The 15104-nt window shown below is 62.1% G+C and carries 14 protein-coding genes; 4 read left to right on the forward strand and 10 right to left on the reverse strand.

What is annotated here, in order from left to right:
- Nucleotides 1-13: 13 nt before the first annotated feature.
- Together N436_RS18250 and N436_RS18260 are read right to left on the reverse strand one after the other, a co-directional pair.
- A complete protein-coding gene (locus N436_RS18250) occupies nt 14-1546 on the reverse strand; it encodes an NCS1 family nucleobase:cation symporter-1 (RefSeq protein WP_105946132.1) in 1533 nt (510 codons plus the stop codon).
- Nucleotides 1547-2001: 455 nt separating this feature from the next.
- On the reverse strand, nt 2002-2439 hold the full coding sequence (locus tag N436_RS18260) for an Lrp/AsnC family transcriptional regulator (protein ID WP_043197208.1): 438 nt from the start codon (nt 2437-2439) through the stop codon (nt 2002-2004).
- Nucleotides 2440-2572: 133 nt separating this feature from the next.
- Between N436_RS18260 and N436_RS18265 the strand changes: the two genes are divergently transcribed.
- Together N436_RS18265 and N436_RS18270 are read left to right on the forward strand one after the other, a co-directional pair.
- Entirely contained in the window at nt 2573-3469 is an 897-nt protein-coding gene (locus N436_RS18265; RefSeq protein ID WP_105946134.1) for a DMT family transporter, read from the forward strand.
- 33 nt (nt 3470-3502) lie between these two features.
- Entirely contained in the window at nt 3503-4429 is a 927-nt protein-coding gene (locus N436_RS18270; RefSeq protein ID WP_110741663.1) for a class I SAM-dependent methyltransferase, read from the forward strand.
- A gap of 124 nt (nt 4430-4553) precedes the next feature.
- Here N436_RS18270 and N436_RS18275 read toward each other — a convergent pair whose 3' ends face one another.
- The 8 genes from N436_RS18275 to gcl all read right to left on the reverse strand — a co-directional run bounded on the left by N436_RS18275 (nt 4554) and on the right by gcl (nt 13992).
- Nucleotides 4554-5552 carry a sulfate ABC transporter substrate-binding protein gene (locus tag N436_RS18275; protein WP_110741664.1) on the reverse strand — a complete coding sequence of 333 codons (999 nt, stop codon included), beginning with the start codon at nt 5550-5552 and terminating at the stop codon, nt 4554-4556.
- Nucleotides 5553-5644: 92 nt separating this feature from the next.
- Nucleotides 5645-6469 carry an ion transporter gene (locus tag N436_RS18280; RefSeq protein WP_110741665.1) on the reverse strand — a complete coding sequence of 275 codons (825 nt, stop codon included), beginning with the start codon at nt 6467-6469 and terminating at the stop codon, nt 5645-5647.
- Nucleotides 6470-6514: 45 nt separating this feature from the next.
- The gene (locus N436_RS18285; protein ID WP_110741666.1) at nt 6515-7387 is read right to left on the reverse strand and encodes an urea transporter; all 873 of its coding nucleotides are present in this window, start codon (nt 7385-7387) and stop codon (nt 6515-6517) included.
- Between the two features lie 124 nt (nt 7388-7511).
- Nucleotides 7512-8927: a pyruvate kinase gene (pyk, locus tag N436_RS18290; RefSeq protein WP_016711741.1), complete on the reverse strand. Its 1416-nt coding sequence runs from the start codon at nt 8925-8927 to the stop codon at nt 7512-7514.
- Nucleotides 8924-10198 (reverse strand): glycerate kinase, encoded by a 1275-nt coding sequence (locus N436_RS18295; RefSeq protein WP_110741667.1) that lies wholly within the window; start codon nt 10196-10198, stop codon nt 8924-8926. Before N436_RS18295 ends, pyk begins: the two co-directional genes overlap by 4 nt.
- Nucleotides 10199-10334: 136 nt before the next feature.
- Nucleotides 10335-11228, reverse strand: a complete 894-nt coding sequence (locus N436_RS18300) for a 2-hydroxy-3-oxopropionate reductase (RefSeq protein ID WP_105946138.1) — start codon at nt 11226-11228, stop codon at nt 10335-10337.
- 152 nt (nt 11229-11380) lie between these two features.
- On the reverse strand, nt 11381-12163 hold the full coding sequence (hyi, locus tag N436_RS18305) for a hydroxypyruvate isomerase (RefSeq protein WP_016711738.1): 783 nt from the start codon (nt 12161-12163) through the stop codon (nt 11381-11383).
- A 53-nt stretch (nt 12164-12216) separates the two neighbouring features.
- Complete coding sequence (gcl, locus tag N436_RS18310) at nt 12217-13992, reverse strand: glyoxylate carboligase (protein WP_105946139.1); 1776 nt, start codon at nt 13990-13992, stop codon at nt 12217-12219.
- A 257-nt stretch (nt 13993-14249) separates the two neighbouring features.
- Here gcl and N436_RS18315 point away from each other — a divergent pair, with 257 nt between their 5' ends.
- A complete protein-coding gene (locus N436_RS18315; protein ID WP_028699366.1) occupies nt 14250-14690 on the forward strand; it encodes a heme-binding protein in 441 nt (146 codons plus the stop codon).
- Nucleotides 14691-14820: 130 nt separating this feature from the next.
- Nucleotides 14821-15104, forward strand: a 284-nt coding sequence (locus N436_RS18320) for a transposase (RefSeq protein WP_256589985.1), incomplete at its 3' end; no start/stop codon positions are given.

A 15104-nucleotide genomic window follows, 5' to 3' on the forward strand; every position in this document is an offset into this window, starting at 1 on the left:
CAGGCTTCCTTGATCAATGGCTGCTGTGGTCGACAGCGATGCACTCGCCGCTGACGTCGTGGTAGTGGCGGTTGCGAGGCGCGATCAGCAGGTACAGGGCGGCGGCGATGCCGGCACCGATCAGCCAGGAGAACGGCGCCACATGCTGGAAGTGGGGTACCAGCGCCAGGACGATGGCCAGCAGTGCGGCCGGCACGAAGGCTGCCACGGCGCGCAGGTTGATGCCCTTGGTGTAGTGGTAGGCACCGGCCGGGTCTTCGCTGTAGAGCTGCGGCACGTTGATGCAGCCTTTGCGCAGCAACCAGTAGTCAGACATGATCACCCCGTACAGCGGGCCGAGCAGGGCGCCCAGGCCCGACAGGAAGTACACGATCACCAATGGGCTGTTGTACAGGTTCCACGGCAGGATCAGCACTGCCACGGTGGCACTGATCAACCCGGCGCGGCGGAAGTTGAGGTGACGCGGCGCCAGGTTGCTGAGCACGAAGGCCGGGGCGACGAAGTTGGCCATGATGTTCACCGCCACGGTGACGATCAGGAAGGCCAGGCAGCCAAGTACCAGGAAGGGTGTGCTCGGGATGGCCGCGACGATCTGCGTCGGGCTGTCGATAATCTGGCCGTTGATCTGGAACTGTGCGCCGCTCAGCACCACGGTGATGATGGCAAATACCAGGATGTTCACCGGCAGGCCCCAGAAGTTGCCCACGCGAATGGTCTTGCGGCACGGCGAGGAGCGGGCGAAGTCACAGAAGTTCAGCACCAGGGTGCCGTAAATCGCCAACCACAGCGCACCGCCGGCAAAGATGTTGCGCCACATCTCGTAGCCAGTCAGCGGCTCGGCCACCGACCAGGCGATGCGCGTGTCGGCCTGGAAGTACATGAACACCGCCAGGGCCGAGACGGTCAGCAGGATCACCGGGCCGGCGAAACCCTCGTAGCGGCGCACCATCTCCATGCCGTAGGCCAGGATTACCAGCTGCACCAGCCAGATCGATACGAAGCACACCCAGCCCAGGCTTGAAAGGCCGAGGATGCTGTCATGGTCGTAGGCTGCCATGTGCGGCCACACGGCGGTCAGTAGCACGCGCAGCACCACGGAGGCGAGGTAGGTCTGGATGCCGAACCAGGCAATGGCGATGACGGCGCGGATCAGCGCCGGAATCTGCGCGCCGTGGATGCCGAAGGCGATGCGGCTGATGACCGGGAAGGGAACGCCGGTTTTCTGCCCCATGTAGCCGGACAGGTTCATGAAGAAGTACACCAGCGCCGCGCCAATCGCCAGCGACAGCAGGATTTGCCAGCCACCCAGGCCAAGGGCGAACAAGCCCATGGCGAACGAATAGTTGGCGATATTGTGCACATCGTTTGTCCACAACGCGAAGATGCTGTAGCCACCCCAGCGGCGGCCTTCGATACGGGTAGGTGCAAGGTCGCGGTTATGCAGGCGCGGGCTCAGGGCCAGCGCTGGCTGGCTGCCGTCAAGTGTGGAAGCAGGGTGGGTGCTGGCGACGGATAGTTCAGGGGCAAGGTCGAGGCTGCTACTCATTCCGGCGGGCTCCTGATGCACATGGACTGCGATGAGCGGGCATGCGCACGGGCTCGCCATCTCGTCGGTGCAGCTTGGCATCACAGGGTTCTGGGCGCGGCGGCCGGGATTGGACCGGCGTCGCGGGTTCTTGTGTATTTATGTTTTGTTTGGTTTGTATACAAAACACGAGGACACAAAAGCGAGTTCCATGCCAAGGAAAGAGCAAGCGTTAAAGGGCTGTCATTTCGAATCTAGGGCTTCGAAAGATAAGTTCATGAAATTCAGGAACTATAAGTTGACCAAATAAACAGGTTTAAATTTTTAGGCAGATAATTAGTTGGTCGAATGGTCAAAATTAGTTGCAGGGTAGTGTGTAACGTATTGGGGCGTTACCGGAGAAAGTGCACACAAAAATGGCACTTAAGGTGACATTTTTGTGCACAAAAAATAGTCAGGTTTTGCTGTGCCGCCTCTCAATCCATCGGCGGCAACCGCCGCTTCACCGGGCTCTTCTTGATGATTGCGGTGTTGGTCTCGGCCAGCACGTTGATGCGGTCGAGCAGGGTGTCCAGTTGCTCCATCGAGCGCACATGCAGCCGGGCAATGAAGCAGTCTTCGCCAGTAACCTTGTCGCACTCGGTGAACTCAGGTATTGCAATGATCTGCCGCTCCACCTCCTGCAACTGCCCCGGCAGCGGGCGGATACGCACGATGGCCTGCAACTGGTAGCCAAACGCGCGCGGGTCGACCTCCACGGTGTAGCCGCGCAGCACGCCACGCTCCTCCAGCCGGCGCAGGCGCTCGCTGACGCTGGGTGCGGACAGCCCGCTCACCTGCGCCAGGGCCTTCAGCGAGCGGCGCGAGTCCTCCATCAGTGCATTGATCAGGAGTTGGTCGATGGCGTCAGTCATGGTCACCTCAATAGGTAATTCGCGTTATTTACCTTGATAGTAAAGGCAGGTATGCCAATCTGCCTTCGTTATCCGCTGGATGGCACACCGGTATCCTTTGCATACTGTTGCCATCGTCAACGGGAGGTGTGAGATGGACAGTTCATTGCGCCGTGGCTCGCTGGAAATGGTCGCTGCCATGCTGATTTCCGGGACCATCGGCTGGTTCGTGCTGGTGTCCGGCCAGCCCGTGCTTGAGGTGGTGTTCTGGCGCTGCGTGTTCGGCGCCGTGACCTTGCTGGTGATCTGCGCCGCGTTTGGCTTTCTGCGGCCGGGAGTGATCAGCCGCACGGCGTTCTTGCTGGCGATTGCCAGTGGGGTGGCGATTGTCGGCAACTGGTTACTGTTGTTTGCCTCGTACTCGCGGGCGTCGATTGCCATTGGCACGGCGGTGTACAACGTGCAGCCGTTTCTGCTGGTGGGGCTGGCGGCGCTGTTCCTGGGCGAGAAAATCACCTTGGCCAAAGTGACCTGGCTGAGTGTCGCCTTCCTCGGCATGTTGGCCATCGTCAGTGCCCATGGTGCGGGGCAGGGCGGCGGTGAGGATTATTTGCTGGGAATTGCCTTGGCGCTGGGGGCGGCGTTCTTGTACGCAATCGCTGCACTGATCATCAAGCGCCTGAGTGGCACGCCGCCTCACCTGATTGCATTGATCCAGGTAACCACCGGGGTGCTGATGCTGGCACCCTGGGTCAGGCCTGGCGGGTTGCCTGGAGAAGTGCCGGCGTTGGCCAGCTTGTTGGCACTGGGCATGGTGCACACCGGCCTGATGTATGTGCTGCTTTACAGTGCCATCCAGCGTCTGCCCACGGCGTTGACCGGGGCGCTGTCGTTCATCTACCCGATTGCGGCGATTCTGGTGGACTGGGTGGCGTTCGGGCATCGGCTGGCGCCGCTGCAGTGGCTGGGCGTGGGGTTGATTCTGGTGGCGGCGGCGGGGATGCAGCAGGGCTGGTGGTTCCGTTCTGCACAAGTGGCGGTCAAGGGGTAGAATGGCGGCCTTTTCATTTGTTTGCGACCCACCATGACTTCGCCGATCCACACCCTTGAGCAACACCTGCTCGCCGCGTTCGACCCTGCCCCGCAGGAAACCCGCCGACTGTTTCACGGCCGTGGCCGCTGCTGGGTGGGCCTGGAGCAAGTGACGGTCGACTGGTTGCAGGGTGTGCTGTCGGTCGCCTTGTTCCGCGAGCCACCCGAAGGCCAGCTGGCTGAACTGGAAGCCATGTTGCGTGCTTTTGCCGAACGCCCGCAGTGGTCTGGCCAGGCGATCCTCATTCAGCACCGCTACCTGCCCGACAGCCCGGGCCAGTGGCTGCTGGGCGAGCCGTGCCAGCAGCGTGAGGTGGTCGAGGATGGCCTGACCTACCTGCTGGACCTGGGCGTGCGGCAGAACAATGGCCTGTTCCTTGACATGCGCTACGGCCGGCGCTGGGTGCGCGAGCAGGCAGCGGGCAAGCGTGTGTTGAACCTGTTCGCCTACACCTGCGGTTTTTCGGTGGCGGCGATTGCCGGTGGCGCCGAGCAGGTGGTGAACCTGGACATGGCCAAGTCGGCGTTGTCCCGTGGCCGTGATAACCACCGCCTGAATGGCCACGATGCATCGCGGGTGGCCTACCTGGGGCATGAGCTGTTCAAATCGTGGGGCAAGGTGCGCAAGTACGGGCCTTATGACCTGATCATCATCGACCCGCCCACGTTCCAGCGTGGCAGTTTTGTGCTGACCCAGGATTACGCGAAGATCCTGCGGCGGTTGCCGGAGTTGCTGAATGCGGGTGGTACAGTGCTGGCGTGCGTGAACGACCCGGGGATCGGGCCGGAATTTCTGATCGAGGGGATGGCGGAGCAGGCGCCGACGTTGGCGTTTGTCGAGCGGTTGGAGAACCCGCCGGAGTTTCCCGATGTGGACCCGGCGGGGGGCTTGAAGGCTTTGGTATTCCGTCAGACCTGAGTTTGCCAGTACCGGCCCTATCGCCGGCAAGCCAGCTCCCACAGGTACTGCGCGCGGCTTGGGCATTGTGCAGTACCTGTGGGAGCTGGCTTGCCGGCGATAGGGCCGGGCCTGCCTACATCATTTACTGACCGCTATAAATCTGGTCAAACACGCCACCGTCATTGAAGTGGGTCTTCTGCACGGTGCGCCAGTCACCAAAGGTTTTCTCCACCGACAGGAAGTCCACTTTCGGGAAACGGTCGGTGTACTTGGCCAGTACCGTCGCATCCCGTGGGCGCAGGTAGTTGTTGGCGGCGATCTCCTGGGCTTCTGGCGACCACAGGTACTTCAGGTATTCCTCGGCCACGGCCTGGGTACCCTTCTTGGCCACCACCTTGTCCACCACGCTCACCGGTGGCTCGGCCTCGGCCGACACGCTTGGGTAAACCACTTCGAACTGGTCGCGACCGAACTCGCGGGCGATCATTTCGGCTTCGTTCTCGAAGGTGACCAGCACGTCGCCGATCTGGTTGGTCATGAACGTGGTGGTAGCAGCACGGCCACCGGTATCCAGCACCGGCGCTTGCTTGAACAGCTTGCCGACGAAGTCACGGGCCTTGGCCTCGTCGCCGCCTTGCTTGAGTACATAACCCCAGGCGGACAGGTAGGTGTAGCGGCCGTTACCCGAGGTTTTCGGGTTGGGCACGATCACCTGCACACCGTCCTTCAGCAGATCGGGCCAGTCTTTCAGGGCTTTCGGGTTGCCCTTGCGCACAATGAACACGGTAGCCGAAGTGAACGGCGCGCTGTTGTTCGGCAGGCGGGTTACCCAGTTGTCCGGCACCAGCTTGCCGTGGTCGGCCAGGGCGTTGATGTCGGTGGCCATGTTCATGGTGATGACGTCGGCCGGCAGGCCATCAATCACTGCACGCGCCTGCTTGCTGGAGCCGCCGAAGGACATCTGCACGTTGACCTTCTCTTTGTGCTCGGCTTCCCAGTGCTTCTGGAAGGCCGGGTTGTAGTCCTTGTAGAAGTCGCGCATCACGTCGTAGGAAACGTTCAGCAGGGTAGGGGCGGCCTGGGCGAGGTTGCCCAGGGCCAGGCCTGCGGCGAGCAGCGAGGCGGTGAAGAGTTTTTTCACGTTGCTTCCTTGTTATCGTTCAAATGTTTGGCAGTAAGCCCGCGACTATAGCGTTTGGTTCTTGGGGCTTTAAAGACGAAATGGCTCTTTGCTTATTCAGTTTTCGGGAACAGCACATTCCCACACCGGGAACAGAACGCCGCGCCATGCTCATGGGACTTCTTGCGGCAAGTCGGGCAATCATGCTGCAACTGCTCCCCACGCATGGCATTGGCCAGTTCGGCGGTAAAGATGCCGGTCGGTACGGCAATGATCGAATAACCGGTAATCATCACCAGCGACGACAGCACCTGGCCCAGGGGTGTCTTCGGCACGATATCGCCAAAGCCCACGGTGGTGAGGGTGACGATGGCCCAGTAGATGCCCTTGGGGATGCTGGTAAAGCCATGCACCGGCCCTTCGATCACATACATCAAGGTGCCGAACACGGTTACCAGGGTCGAGACCGTGACCAGAAACACGATGATCTTCTGCTTGCTGCCGCGCAGTGCCTCCATCAGGTAATGGGCCTGCTTGAGGTACGGGCTGAGCTTGAGCACGCGGAAGATCCGCAGCATCCGTATCACACGGATGATCAGCAGGTACTGGGCATCGCTGTAGTACAGCGCGATGATCCCCGGCACGATCGCCAGCAAATCGACAAGGCCATAGAAACTAAACGCATAGCGCAAGGGCTTGGGCGAGCAGTACAGGCGGGTGATGTATTCGGCCAGGAAGATCGCGGTAAAGCCCCATTCGATGGCTGCCAGCAGGCCGGCGTAGCCTTGGTGTATTTCGTCGATGCTGTCGAGGATCACCGTGACCAGGCTGGCGAGGATGATCAGCAGGAGGATTTTGTCGAAGCGTCTTCCAGCCACGGTGTCGGTCTGGAAGACGATAACGAAGAGCCGTTCACGCAGGCTCGCAGGGTTGTTCATTGGCTCGGTCCACAAAAGCGATGGGCTGAGCCTAGGGGTTGCGTTTCAGCTGTGCAAGCGGCTGGCATTGCGCTGTCTGGGCTGAGCCAGATGGTTGCCCGCATGCATCAGCCAGCAGGCGGCGACAAAGGGCGCAGTCAGGCCTGCCACAGGCAGCAGCGTGAACACCGGTTGCAGCAGCAGGGCCAAGGCAATTGCCAGCATTGTCACCCACGGTTTCTCACCCTGCCTGCTGAAGGCCAATGCCGCCAGTGCCGCATTGAAACCGTACAGGCCCAACCACGCAGCCTGCGCCTGGTCGGCCAGCAATGCCACACCGCCACCAATGGCTGAGCCGATCACTGCCCACATCGCGGCATAAGGATTGGCGATGAACATGCCGACCATGATCAGCAATCCGGCCAAAGGTTGGTCGAGCAGGAAAATCTGGCCCACACCCCGCGCCAAAGCATACAGCGGGTCGGCCTCGACGAAGCCGCTGGGCGAAGGGCTGGCGAACAGCAGCGTGCCCCAGCCCAGCAACACGAACGGCGCCGTGTAGGCGATCAGCAGCTTGCCGCCGCGTTTGCGCCACTGGTGGGTGATGATGCTGGACAGGCCGCCTGCAGCAATGATCAGCGGTGGCAGCATGACCGACCACGGCAGCACGGCGCTGATCAGCAGACCAATCAGCACACCGTTGTAGCAGTACAGCCCGGCCTGGCGGTCGGCGCGGTCGTAACCACGGGCCTGGGCGGTGATCAGGCCGGCCAGGGCACCGAGCAGGGCACCGCCGACCAGGTCGGGGGCGGTCAGCAGGATGGCCAGCAGGCAACACAGGCCGCACAGGGGGTTGCGCAGCAGCAGCACCTGGCTGAAGCCGTTGAGTAACGCCGTGGCCCAGTCGGGGCACGGGTTGACGAAATTTTTGGTGTACATGGGGCAGTCAGTGAGGTTGAAGGGAAGCGGTGGGCCTCTTTGGGCCTCGGGTTTTCCGCTGTTGTGTGCAACACCTCCCCAGTGGGAGCGGGCAAGCCCGCTCCCACTGGGGAGGTGTGGTTGCTTAGATCAAGGTCTCGATCCGCAGCGTGTTAGTCGACCCCGGCTTGCCAAAAGGCACACCGGCCGTGATCAGCAGCGTGTCGCCACGGCTGGCCATGCCTTGCGCCTGGGCAATCTCCAACGCAGTCGACACAACCTCATCCACCTGGCGCAGGCGGTCGTTGACCACCGAATGCACGCCCCACGCCACGCTCAGACGGCGAGCGGTGTTCAGGTTCGGCGTCAGGTTGAGGATCGGTGCCCGTGGCCGCTCGCGCGCAGCACGCAGGGTAGAGGCGCCCGACTCGCTGTAGTTGACCAGCACCGCCACCGGCAGGATGCCGCTGATACGGCGGATGGCGCAGCTGATGGCGTCCGATACCGTGGCTTCGGCTTTCGGCCGGCCAACGTCGAGCTGGGCCTGGTAGTCCGGGCCGTTTTCCACCTGGCGGATGATCTTGCTCATCATCTGCACGGCTTCCAGCGGGTAGTCGCCCGAGGCGGTCTCTGCCGACAGCATCACAGCGTCCGCACCTTCGGCCACGGCGTTGGCCACGTCGGTGACTTCGGCGCGGGTCGGTGCCGGCGAGAAGCGCATGGATTCGAGCATCTGCGTGGCCACTACTACTGGCTTGCCCAGTTGGCGGCAGGTGCCGATGATGCGTTTCTGGATCTGCGGCACGCTTTCGGCGGGCACTTCCACACCCAGGTCACCACGGGCCACCATGATCGCGTCTGCCAGTTCGGCGATGGCTTGCAGCTGTTCGACGGCCGATGGTTTTTCGATCTTGGCCATCAGGTAGGCGCGGTCGCCAATCAGCTGGCGGGCTTCGACGATGTCTTCCGGGCGCTGCACGAACGACAGGGCCACCCAGTCCACGCCCAGTTCCAGGCCAAAGGCCAGGTCGCGGCGGTCTTTTTCGGTAAGCGGGGAGAGGTCGAGTACCGCTTGCGGCACGTTCACGCCCTTGCGGTCAGACAGCTCACCGCCGTTCAGCACGGTCGTGTCGATGGCATCGGCGTGCTTGGCAGTCACCCGCAGGCGCAGGCGGCCATCGTCCACCAGCAGGTCCATGCCCGGCTCCAGCGCAGCGATGATTTCCGGATGGGGCAGGTTGACCCGCTCGCTGTTGCCTGGCGTCGTGTCCAGGTCCAGGCGCAATGACTGGCCACGCTGCAGTTGCACCTTGCCTTCGGCCAGGCGGCCAACACGCAGCTTGGGCCCTTGCAGGTCCATGAGGATGCCCAGCGGGTAGTTGAGCTGCTGCTCGACTTCGCGGATCCACTGGTAGCGCAAGGCGTGGTCAGCGTGTTCGCCGTGGCTGAAGTTGAGGCGGAAGATGTTCACCCCGGCCTCGACCAGCTGGCGGATGTCGTCTTTGCCTTTGATCGCAGGGCCGAGGGTGGCGAGGATCTTTACTTTTTTATCAGGCGTCATGATTGGGCAGTCTCAAGGATCAGGATGGCGCGGAAATCGTTGACGTTGGTGCGGGTTGGTTCGGTGACGATCAGCGCATCCAGCGCGGCGAAATAGCCGTAGCCGTTGTTGTTGTCCAGCTCGTCGCTGGCCGAAAGGCCCAGGGCCTCGGCGCGGGCGTAACTGCCTGGGGTCATGAAGGCACCGGCATTTTCTTCCGAGCCATCGATGCCGTCGGTATCACCGGCCAGGGCGTACACACCCGGCAGGCCTTTCAGGCTTTCGGTAAGGCTGAGCAGGAACTCGGCGTTGCGCCCGCCACGGCCATTGCCGCGCACGGTCACGGTGGTTTCGCCGCCGGACAGGATCACGCAGGGGGCTTTCAGCGGCTGGCCGTGCAGCACGATCTGCCGGGCGATACCGGCGTGTACCTTGGCCACTTCGCGCGATTCGCCTTCCAGGTCACCGAGGATCAGCGGGCTGAAACCGGCCTGACGGGCTTTCACGGCGGCGGCTTCAAGCGACTGCTGGGGCTTGGCGATCAGCTGGAAGTGGCTGCGGGCCAGGGCCGGGTCGTCGGCTTTGACGGTTTCCGAGGCTGGGTTGTTCAGCCAGTCGATGACCGCTTGCGGCGCTTCGATGCTGTAGCGCTTGAGGATGGCCAGGGCATCGGTCGAGGTGCTCGGGTCGGCCACGGTGGGGCCGGAGGCGATGACCGTTGCCAGGTCGCCCGGTACGTCGGAAATCGCATAGGTGTAAACGGTGGCAGGCCAGCAGGCCTTGGCCAGGCGGCCGCCTTTGATCGCCGAGAGGTGCTTGCGCACGCAGTTCATCTCGCCGATGGTGGCGCCGGATTTGAGCAGTGCCTTGTTGATCTGCTGCTTGTCGGCCAGGGTCAGGCCCTCGGCCGGCAGCGCCAGCAGGGCGGAACCACCGCCAGACAGCAGGAAGATGACGCGGTCGTCTTCGTTGAGGTTGCTGACCAGGTCCAGCACGCGCTTGGCGACGGCCAGGCCGGCGGCGTCGGGGACCGGGTGGGCGGCTTCGACCACTTCGATTTTTTGGCAATTGGCGCCGTGGCCGTAGCGGGTGACGACCAGGCCAGAGACTTCGCCCTGCCAGCTTTTCTCGACCACTTCGGCCATGGCGGCTGCGGCCTTGCCGGCGCCGATGACAATCACCCGGCCGCTACGGTCGACGGGCAGGTAGGGTTCGAGGACTTGACGGGGGTGGGCGGCAGCGATGGCTGTGTCGAACAGCTCGCGGAGAGTTTTTTGCGGATCGACCGACATGGCAGGCTCCCAATTATTGTTGTTCTGCAGAATCAAAAACGCCCCTGGAACTGCCTCCGTGCAGGCCGAACCAGGGGCGGGTGTTGCTCGGTGTCACTGGCTACCCCGTGGTCGCAGGTCAGCCAGTGTGTGTTGCTTATTTCTCGTCGCGGATCGAGAAGTTGGCCATGTGCTCCAGGCCTTTGATCAGCGCCGAGTGGTCCCAGTTGCCGCCGCCCAGGGCCTGGCAGGTGTTGAACACTTGCTGGGCATTGGAGGTGTTGGGCAGGTTGATGCCCAGTTCCTTGGCGCCTTGCAGGGCCAGGTTCAGGTCTTTCTGGTGCAGGTTGATGCGGAAGCCCGGGTCGAAGGTGCCTTTGATCATGCGCTCGGCATGCACTTCAAGGATTTTCGACGAAGCGAAGCCGCCCATCAGGGCTTCACGCACCTTGGCCGGGTCGGCGCCGTTTTTGGCAGCGAACAGCAGGGCCTCGGCAACAGCCTGGATGTTCAGGGCAACGATGATCTGGTTGGCCACCTTGGCAGTCTGGCCGTCGCCGTTGCCACCGACGCGGGTGATGTTCTTGCCCATGGCCTCGAACAGCGGCAGGGCGCGCTCGAAGGCTTTCGGGCAGCCACCGACCATGATGCTCAGGGTCGCGGCTTTGGCACCGACTTCACCGCCGGATACCGGAGCGTCCAGGTAGGCGGCGCCGGTAGCCTTGATTTTTTCGGCGAAGGCTTTGGTGGCGGTAGGGGAGATCGAGCTCATGTCGATCACCACCTTGTTCGGGCCCACACCTTCGGCCACGCCGTTTTCACCGAACAGGACGCTTTCGACCTGCGGGGTGTCCGGGACCATGACGATGATGAATTCGGCTTCCTGGGCCACTTCCTTCGGGTTGGCCAGGGCCACTGCACCGGCGGCGATCAGCTCGGCTGGCGCGGCGTCGTGATGGGTGGAAACGAACAGGCTGTGACCTGCTTTCTGCAGGTTCTGGGCCATGGGCTTGCCCATGATGCCGGTGCCGATGAAACCGATTTTAGCCATGACAATGTGCCTCTTTGTATTTGTGATATCTCAAGCAAGCCTTGGCCCCCTGTGGGAGCGGGCTTGCCCGCGAAGCAGACAACTCGGTGGATGGCACCGGCTTCGCCGGTGTTCGCGGGCGAGCCCGCTCCCACAGGGTTCCGAGTTGTTTCTTAGATTGCGTTGTGCGTTTTCAGCCAGCCCAGGCCTGCTTCGGTGGTGGTCTTGGGCTTGTATTCCGCGCCCACCCAGCCCTGGTAGCCAATGCGGTCCAGGTGCTCGAACAGGAAGCGATAGTTGATCTCGCCGGTACCTGGCTCGTGACGGCCGGGGTTGTCGGCCAGCTGGACGTGGTTGATCAGTGGCAGGTTGGCTTCCAGGGTGCGCGCCAGGTCACCTTCCATGATCTGCATGTGATAGATGTCGTACTGCAGGAACAGGTTGTCGCTGCCCACCTCGGCCTGGATTTCCAGCGCCTGTTGAGTGGTGTTCAGGTAGAAACCCGGGATGTCGCGGGTGTTGATCATTTCCATGACCAGGCGAATACCGGCGGCTTTGAGCTTGTCGGCGGCGTAGCGCAGGTTTTCCACGAAGGTCTTGCGCACGGTGGCGCAGTCCGGGCCTTGCGGGCGGATGCCGGCCAGGGCGTTGACCTGGGTGTTGCCCAGCACCTTGGCGTACTCGATGGCCTTGTCGACACCGGCACGGAATTCTTCAATGCGGTCGGGGTGGCAGGTGATGCCACGCTCACCTTTGGCCCAGTCGCCAGCAGGCAGGTTGAACAGCACCTGGGTCAGGCCGTTGGCCTCCAGCTGCTGCTTGATTTCGGCAGCACTGAAGTCGTACGGGAACAGGTATTCGACACCGCTGAAACCAGCGTCGGCGGCAGCCTTGAAGCGGGCCAGGAAGTCCTGTTCGGTGAACAGCATGGACAGGTTGGCAGCGAAGCGAGGCATGGGTTGTCTCCTTGCGTTGAAGGCCCCCAGGTAGGCCTGGGGGCGTCAGGCGATCAGTCCAGCAGCGAGATGGCGGTTGGCGCGTCGTTGCCGACCAGGGCCAGGTCTTCGAACTCGTTGACCGCGTTGATCTCGGTGCCCATGGAAATGTTGGTTACACGCTCGAGAATCACTTCGACCACCACCGGCACGCGGAACTCTTCGGCCATTTTCTGTGCCTTGATCAGGGCAGGGGCGATTTCTGCCGGCTCGAACACACGAATGGCCTTGCAACCCAGGCCTTCGACCACGGCGACGTGGTCGACACCGTAGGTGGCAGCGTCGGTGGAGTTGATGTTCTCGAACGCCAGTTGTACACAGTAATCCATGTCGAAGCCACGCTGCGCCTGACGGATCAGGCCCAGGTAGGCGTTGTTCACCAGTACGTGTACGTACGGCAGGTTGAACTGCGCGCCCACGGCCAGCTCTTCGATCATGAACTGGAAGTCGTAGTCACCCGACAGCGCAACGACTTTGCGTTTCGGGTCGGCCTTGACCACGCCGAGGGCGGCAGGGATGGTCCAGCCCAGCGGGCCGGCCTGGCCGCAGTTGATCCAGTGGCGTGGCTTGTACACATGCAGGAACTGCGCGCCGGCAATCTGCGACAGGCCGATGGTGCTGACGTAGGTGGTGTCCTTGCCGAACACCTGGTTCATTTCTTCGTATACGCGCTGCGGCTTGACCGGCACGTTGTCGAAGTGGGTCTTGCGCTGCAGGGTCGCCTTACGCTCCTGGCAGTCTGCCAGCCAGGCCTTGCGGCACTGCAGTTTGCCGGCGGCTTTCCACTCGCGGGCCACTTCCAGGAACACGTCCAGCGCCTTGCCGGCGTCGGAAACGATACCCAGGTCCGGCGTGAACACACGGCCGATCTGGGTCGGTTCGATGTCCACGTGCACGAACTTGCGGCCTTCGGTGTAGACGTCGACCGAGCCGGTGTGACGGTTGGCCCAGCGGTTACCGATACCGAACACCAGGTCGGATTTGAGCAGGGTGGCGTTGCCGTAGCGGTGCGAAGTCTGCAGGCCGACCATGCCGACCATTTGTGCGTGGTCGTCCGGGATGGTGCCCCAGCCCATCAGGGTCGGGATGACCGGCACGCCGGTCAGTTCGGCGAACTCGACCAGCTTGTCGCTGGCGTCGGCGTTGATGATGCCGCCACCGGCCACCAGCAGTGGGCGCTCGGCGTCATTGAGCAGGGCCAGGGCTTTTTCGGCCTGAACGCGGGTGGCGGACGGCTTGTTGATGGCCAGCGGTTCGTAGGCGTCGATGTCGAATTCGATTTCGGCCATCTGCACGTCGAACGGCAGGTCGATCAGCACTGGGCCTGGGCGGCCAGTGCGCATTTCGTAGAAGGCCTTCTGGAAGGCGTAAGGCACCTGGCCTGGTTCCAGAACGGTAGTTGCCCACTTGGTCACCGGCTTGACAATGCTGGTGATGTCGACGGCCTGGAAGTCTTCCTTGTGCAGGCGTGCACGCGGGGCCTGGCCGGTAATGCAGAGAATCGGAATGGAGTCGGCCGAGGCACTGTACAGGCCGGTGACCATGTCGGTGCCGGCCGGGCCGGAAGTGCCGATGCACACGCCGATGTTGCCCGGGTTGGCACGGGTGTAGCCCTCGGCCATGTGCGAGGCACCTTCGACGTGACGAGCGAGGACGTGATCGATGCCACCGACTTTCTTCAGGGCCGAGTACAACGGGTTGATGGCAGCCCCCGGGATGCCGAACGCGGTATCTACACCTTCACGGCGCATGACCAGAACGGCTGCATCGATTGCTCTCATTTTGCTCATGGTTTGTGCCTCATCGATTTTGTAATTGTATACAACTTGCGTTGCGACAGAGTGTATTCACGGCTGGCGCCTCAGGTCAATGGGTTTTCATCGGCTAAGCTGGCTTTCGCCAGAGCGCCCGTGAAAACGGCGATTTGCGCCATCGCATACGATCGTTTCAAAATATTGTATACAAAAATACATCTCGTTGTGTTCTATTTGCTCTATCGGTTTTCAACTGCCCTCAGGGCTTCTCACAACAAGAAGAGGACCTTTTCATGAACGCTTTGAACCTGAACGTTGCTGTCAGCCTGGTGAATGCCGCACTGGCAGCGGGCCGCAAGATCAACGCGGCGCCGTTGACCGTGGCGGTGCTGGATGCCGGCGGGCACTTGCTGGCGCTGCAGCGTGAGGATGGCGCTAGCCTGATCCGCCCTGAGGTGGCCACGGGCAAGGCCTGGGGCGCGATTGCGCTGGGTAAGGGGTCGCGTTTGCTGGCGCTGGATGCACAGCAGCGGCCGGCGTTTTTTGCGGCGCTGAACGGGATGGGCGAACGGCCGGTGGTGCCGGCGCCGGGTGGGGTGCTGATTCGTGATCAGGCTGGCAAGGTGCTGGGTGCTGTCGGGATCAGCGGGGATACGTCGGACATTGACGAGCAGTGTGCGATCAGTGCGATTGAGGAAGTGGGGTTGCGGGCAGATGCGGGTGTAGCTGCCTAAATCTCTATTGCCTGTTCTGGCCCAATCGCCGGCAAGCCAGCTCCCACAGGTTTTTCACAGTGCTCAAGAGCTGTGGAGACCTTGGACTGCCCCCAAGAAGTTGGACACCAATCCAACCCTTGGGGGATTTATGGGCAAATACTCAGAGCAGTTCAAGCTCACGGCGATCACGGCCTATCTGGAAGGCAGCAACGGCTTTCGCAAAGTGGCCCGACACTTGGGCATCGATTTCAGTTTGCTTCGGCGCTGGGTTGCCAGTTACCGATCCACCGCCAGCCTCAGTCCCCGCCCACATGGCCAGCGCTACACTGAGGACTTCAAACGGCAGGTACTCAAGCACATGCTTGAGCATCGACTCTCGCTGCGCCAAACAGCAGCGCACTTTGATCTTGGACAGTCCTCACAGATAGGCAT

This window comes from Pseudomonas sp. RV120224-01b, from assembly GCF_003208145.1.
Taxonomy (GTDB): domain Bacteria; phylum Pseudomonadota; class Gammaproteobacteria; order Pseudomonadales; family Pseudomonadaceae; genus Aquipseudomonas; species Aquipseudomonas monteilii.

Bases quoted from the DNA above. Each gene is read 5' to 3' on its own strand.
- N436_RS18250 (WP_105946132.1), bottom strand. From the start codon at position 1,546: ATGAGTAGCAGCCTCGACCTTGCCCCTGAACTATCCGTCGCCAGCACC.
- N436_RS18260 (WP_043197208.1), bottom strand. From the start codon at position 2,439: ATGACTGACGCCATCGACCAACTCCTGATCAATGCACTGATGGAGGAC.
- N436_RS18265 (WP_105946134.1), top strand. From the start codon at position 2,573: ATGGACAGTTCATTGCGCCGTGGCTCGCTGGAAATGGTCGCTGCCATG.
- N436_RS18270 (WP_110741663.1), top strand. From the start codon at position 3,503: ATGACTTCGCCGATCCACACCCTTGAGCAACACCTGCTCGCCGCGTTC.
- N436_RS18280 (WP_110741665.1), bottom strand. From the start codon at position 6,469: ATGAACAACCCTGCGAGCCTGCGTGAACGGCTCTTCGTTATCGTCTTC.
- N436_RS18285 (WP_110741666.1), bottom strand. From the start codon at position 7,387: ATGTACACCAAAAATTTCGTCAACCCGTGCCCCGACTGGGCCACGGCG.
- pyk (WP_016711741.1), bottom strand. From the start codon at position 8,927: ATGACGCCTGATAAAAAAGTAAAGATCCTCGCCACCCTCGGCCCTGCG.
- N436_RS18295 (WP_110741667.1), bottom strand. From the start codon at position 10,198: ATGTCGGTCGATCCGCAAAAAACTCTCCGCGAGCTGTTCGACACAGCC.
- N436_RS18300 (WP_105946138.1), bottom strand. From the start codon at position 11,228: ATGGCTAAAATCGGTTTCATCGGCACCGGCATCATGGGCAAGCCCATG.
- hyi (WP_016711738.1), bottom strand. From the start codon at position 12,163: ATGCCTCGCTTCGCTGCCAACCTGTCCATGCTGTTCACCGAACAGGAC.
- gcl (WP_105946139.1), bottom strand. From the start codon at position 13,992: ATGAGCAAAATGAGAGCAATCGATGCAGCCGTTCTGGTCATGCGCCGT.
- N436_RS18315 (WP_028699366.1), top strand. From the start codon at position 14,250: ATGAACGCTTTGAACCTGAACGTTGCTGTCAGCCTGGTGAATGCCGCA.